The sequence below is a fragment of the Mycobacteriales bacterium genome, assembly GCA_036497565.1.
Taxonomy (GTDB): Bacteria; Actinomycetota; Actinomycetes; order Mycobacteriales; family QHCD01; genus DASXJE01.
Genome location: DASXJE010000159.1, coordinates 1 through 4,199 on the forward strand (window position 1 = coordinate 1; position 4,199 = coordinate 4,199).

General features: G+C 67.0%; 4 protein-coding genes. All 4 read right to left on the bottom strand.

What is annotated here, in order from left to right; all coding sequences use genetic code 11:
- Positions 1-968 (bottom strand): hypothetical protein (locus VGH85_13610; GenBank protein ID HEY2174839.1); only part of this gene is annotated, 968 nt, incomplete at its 3' end.
- A gap of 12 nt (positions 969-980) precedes the next feature.
- Complete coding sequence (locus VGH85_13615; protein ID HEY2174840.1) at positions 981-2,537, bottom strand: amino acid adenylation domain-containing protein; 1,557 nt, start codon at positions 2,535-2,537, stop codon at positions 981-983.
- Between the two features lie 7 nt (positions 2,538-2,544).
- Positions 2,545-3,831, bottom strand: a complete 1,287-nt coding sequence (locus VGH85_13620) for an O-acetylhomoserine aminocarboxypropyltransferase/cysteine synthase family protein (GenBank protein HEY2174841.1) — start codon at positions 3,829-3,831, stop codon at positions 2,545-2,547.
- Between the two features lie 4 nt (positions 3,832-3,835).
- The coding region (locus VGH85_13625; protein HEY2174842.1) for a homoserine O-succinyltransferase at positions 3,836-4,199 on the bottom strand (364 nt) is incomplete at its 5' end.

Sequence of the window (4,199 nt, forward strand, 5' to 3'; positions counted from 1 at the left end):
TCCGCAGGTTGCCCATAGGGGACGACGTTGCCGTCGGCATCCGCCGGCTCGAGAATGACCAGATCGTCAGCGACGTGCATGCCTTCGCCAACGCCGCATGGAAAGGCATAGGTCCCCTCTGAGCAGCCCCAGAACTCCGAAGTCTCGATTCCCCACGCAGACCGAATCGCTTCCCGCACGGGCGGGGTGCAGACCTCGCCCGCGACGCTGACCCAGGTCGGTCTGATGGTGAGTCGTCCTGCGATCGACTCCAACGCCAGCTCCCGCATCAGGCTCGGCCACGCCTGGAGAGCCTGCACCGCGGGACACGCGTTGTTGAGGCCGTCGACGATCTCGTCCAGGGGTTGCGTGCCGCCGGAGCAATGTGATTGCGGCCCTCCGCTGTCGAAGGTGCTGAAGTCGTGAAAAATCCCCGACTCATGCCGCGTGCTGGTAGCAAAGGCCTGCGCCAGTACCGCATCCGGGGCTTCGCCACGTCGCCCGGTCCAGCGTGAGCCCTGCATCACGAAGGTGACGAACGCGTCCCAGCCGTAGACGTGGACTGCTTGGGTTCCTATATATCCAGACGTGATGATGGCCTGGTACTCGTCGTCCATGTACCCGCGGTCGCCGTCCGGCAGATCGAGGTGTTGTTGGATCCTGGCAAGTGTCAACCTGGGGTCCGTGACCACCCGGTCGAACTCCGCCATCATCTCGGCTCTGGTCAGGACCGGCAGAGAAGGAAGGTCGGCCTCGGTGAAGTTCGCCAGGTCGCGGCCTGCCAGTCGTTCCCGCCAGAACGGCGAACGATCGGCGGCGTACACCAGCAGCTCGCGAAGACGCCGTTCGCGTTCAGCGGCTAGACGCCCTGCGTCCCAACGCAGTCGGCGCACCCCCTTCAAGTACGCATCTTGCAATTCGGCACGCTGGCGCCGGACGAGCTGCGCGTAAACGTCTCCCGGCGTCGGGGTGGGGAGCATGGTTTGCATCTGATCTTCCTTCTACTGAAACGCGTGGTCTTTGTTGTTTTGCAGCGGCGACAGGCCGGCTTCCTCGAGCAGCCGTCGTTCGTCGACCTTGCTGGACGACGTCAAGGGCAGGTCTTCCACCAAGACGAACAGATCGGGCAGCATCGTCTCCGGCAGCCGCTCGCTGGCGGCCTGGCGAACGGCCAGCGGGGTGAGCTCGCCGTCGGGCACTACGAATGCGACAACGCCCAGATCGCCGTCCAGGTCGAAGGTTGTGCACGCCGCGGATGCGACCCCGTCGGTACCGCCGAGCGCCTCGGTCACCTCGACCAGCGACATCCGCACGCCGTGTCGCTTGATGACGCGGTCCGAGCGCCCTACATATACGTAGTTGCCCCGGTCGTCGCGGCAGACGAGGTCGCCGGTGCGGTAGACGGTGGTTCCTTCGACAACGTCCGTCCGCAGCACGGCTGCGCTTCGCGCCGGGTCGTTCAGGTATCCAGCCATCAGCTGAATTCCGCCGATGTACAGCTCACCGACCGCTCCAAGACGATCCACCAGCCCTCCGTCCTCGTCAACGAGGTGGAACGAGCTCGCAGAATGCGGATGTCCGATCGGTACCTGTCCCGCGTCGAGCAACTCGGGCGTCAGTTCCAGATGGGCGACGGCGATCGTCGTCTCGGTCGGGCCGTACCGGTTCACCACCCGCAGTCCCGGACTGGCCGACCACACCGCCCTGATGTCGGCCGTAGACGGCGCTTCGCCGCCCAGGGCCATCACTCGCAGCGGGGTGTCGGCCAACCGTTCCAGCCGGCCGCCGGACCGAAGCAACCGCAGGTAGCTGGGAGAGAAGCTGGTCGCCGTAATCCCTTCGCTCCCAACGATCGAGAAGAACCTGCGTGGAAATAGCAGGGCTTCCCGGTCGGGGATGACGAGGGGGACGCCGCGCACCAGCGGCGGAAAGATGGCGGAAAAGGACCCGTCGAAGTGCACGGGCGAAACGCACAGGTATCGGTCATCCGCGGTCAGTCCCATGGCCTCGGCGCACGCTTCGGCAGCGGTGAAGAAGGCCTTCGGGGAAATCTGCACTCCCTTGGGCTTACCGGTCGTCCCCGACGTGTAAATGATGTAAGCGATCGGCCCGGCTACCGGTGGTGGCGTTGCCCCATCCGCGGCGCTCAATGCCGAAAGCGGGGTCCACGCTGTGCCGACGGGTAGTCCCGTTGGCGCCGTGCCGTCCGACCCTGCGGTGATCACCTGTGCGGGCCGGCAGTCCGCCACGATCTGGGCGCGGCGAAGGTCTGGATCGGTGATCGCCAGCGGGACGAACGTGACCCCGGCCCACAAACATCCCAGCGCCGCCACAACGAAGTCCACCGAATTGCCGATCAGCAGAGCGACCCGATCCCCGGGCTCGACGCCCTTCTGCTGTAACCCAGCGGCGACTCTCCCTGCCGCGGAGCGCAATTCGCCCCGGGTCAACGCGCGATCGAGGTCCTTGACTGCGGGCCGATCCGGGGCCTGATCGGCGTGGCACAGCACCGCATCGAGCACGCCGTGGTTCGTCACGCTTTCTCGCAGTTGTTGCACGCGCGGCTCAGTCGATGTGGCCGACGGTGGCTTTGGCCAAAGCCTGGTCGATGTCGTCGATGATGTCGTCGATGTGCTCGATGCCGATGGACAGCCGGATGGTCTCCGGCCGGATGCCGGCCTTCACCAGCTCCTCGTCGGACAGCTGACGGTGGGTGGTGGAGGCCGGATGGATGGCGAGGGTCTTGGCGTCGCCCAAATTAAGCAGCCGCTTGACGAGCTGGAGCGCATCGAAGAAGGCCAGGCCCGCGTCGTAGCCGCCGGTGACCCCGAAGGTGATGATGGACGGCACTCGCCCGTGCAGATAGCGCTCGACCAGGTGGTGGTAGGGATGGTCGGGGAAGCCGGCGAAGCTCACCCAGGCCACCCGGGGATCGGCGGCCAGGTAGTCGGCCACGGCGCGGGCGTTGGCCTCGTGGCGCTCGAGCCGCAGGGCCATCGTCTCCAGGCCTTGCATGAGCATGAAGGCGTTGAAAGGCGAGAGGGTGGCGCCGCTGTTGCGCAGCTGAGTCGAGCGGGCCCGCACGGTGAACGGTCGCTCGGGAAAGTCGCGGGCGAAGACGACATCGTGGAAGGCGGGCTCGGGCTGGTTGAACATCGGGAAGCGGTCGGGATGGTCGGCCCACGGGAACCGGCCGCCGTCTACGATGGCCCCACCGAGGGTGGTGCCGTGGCCGCCGACGAACTTGGTCAGCGAGTGGACGACCACGTCGGCTCCGTGCTCGAGGGGCTTGAGCATGAGCGGCGTCGCCACCGTGTTGTCGACGATGAGGGGCACTCCGGCCGCATGGGCCACGGCAGCCACGGCCTCGAGGTCCACGATGTTGCCGGCCGGGTTGCCGATGGTCTCGCAGAAAACGGCACGGGTGTTCTCGTCGATGAGCGGGGCGATCGACTCGGCTCGGTCGTCGACGGCGAAGCGGGCCTCGATGCCCAGCGTGGGCAGTACGTGGGCGAAGTAGGTGAAGGTGGCCCCGTAGAGCTGCGGGGCCACCACGAAGTTCGACCCGGCGCTTGCCACCGTGAGGATCGCGTAGCTGACCGCGGCCATGCCTGATGCCACCACCAGGGCCGCCGTCCCCCCTTCGAGGGCGCAGATGCGCTGCTCGAGGACGTCCAAGGTCGGGTTATTGAGCCGGTTGTAGTGGAAGCCGGGCGTCTCCATGTCGAGCACGGCACCGGCGTGGGCGGCGTCGATGAAGTCGTGGGCCACTGTCTGGTAGATGGGCACGGCCACGGCCCGCGTCCCGTCGGGTGTGTAGCCACCGTGGATGGCGATGGTCTCGTCGTGCATGGCCTCAGGCGCTCCTCTTCGGGATGGTGCCCAACAGGTTGGCGTACAGGCGCTGGGCGGCGCCCCGCCACGGCCAGGGGGCGCGGGTGCTGACCTCGTCGAAGGGGAAGGCGGCCGCCAAGGCCGGGTCCCGCTCACCGCCCAATATCCGTCGGTGCAGTCGTCGGAGCCGGTCCCAGTCCGGGCCGGTCACGCAGTCGAGGGGGAGGCGGGGTAGTTCGTCCTGCTCGCGACCGGCATAGCGCCGCACGTCCCGTGCGTACTCGCGGACGAGGCTGGAGGGGTCGTACTCGGGATGGGCCTGAACCAGTACCACCTCGCACTGGCCGACCGTTTTCGTGACCACGCTCCACCCCACCTCCTCCGAC

Bases quoted from the DNA above. Each gene is read 5' to 3' on its own strand.
- VGH85_13620 (HEY2174841.1), bottom strand. From the start codon at position 3,831: ATGCACGACGAGACCATCGCCATCCACGGTGGCTACACACCCGACGGG.